Consider the following 479-nt stretch of genomic DNA (forward strand, 5'->3'; position numbering starts at 1 on the left):
TACAGGGCTCAGTCCGCCAAGCTTCACTTTGATTCGCTTATGGTTGTAGTAATGGATGTACTCATCCAGCCCCGCTTGCAACTGCTCCACGCTTTCAAAGCTTTCCCGATAGTAGAACTCTGACTTCAGCGTGCCGAAGAAACTCTCCATTGTGGCGTTGTCATGGCAGTTTCCTTTGCGTGACATGCTTTGCTCCAGCCCTGCTTTTTCTAGCCTCTCCCGGTACTTTGGATATCGATAGTGCCAGCCTTGATCTGAATGCAGCATTGGCTTGCCGCCCTCAGGTAAGCCTTCAATAGCTTTTTCCAGCATCTCGCCCACCAAGGCATATTGGGGACGTATTGCCGTCTGATAGGCCACGATTTCTCCGTTGTACAAGTCCAAAACTGGGGACAAGTACAGCTTTTTGCCGGCCACTTTGAACTCGGTGACATCCGTCACCCATTTCTGATTCGGTTGCTCAGCCTCGAACTGACGAG

The 479-nt window shown here is 50.9% G+C and carries 1 protein-coding gene; it reads right to left on the reverse strand.

Annotated elements, in window-relative coordinates; translation table 11 throughout:
- Positions 1–479: IS3 family transposase (locus BG57_RS31015; RefSeq protein ID WP_035971173.1), on the reverse strand; the 479-nt coding region annotated here is incomplete at both ends.

The organism is Caballeronia grimmiae (assembly GCF_000698555.1).
Lineage (GTDB): Bacteria > Pseudomonadota > Gammaproteobacteria > Burkholderiales > Burkholderiaceae > Caballeronia > Caballeronia grimmiae.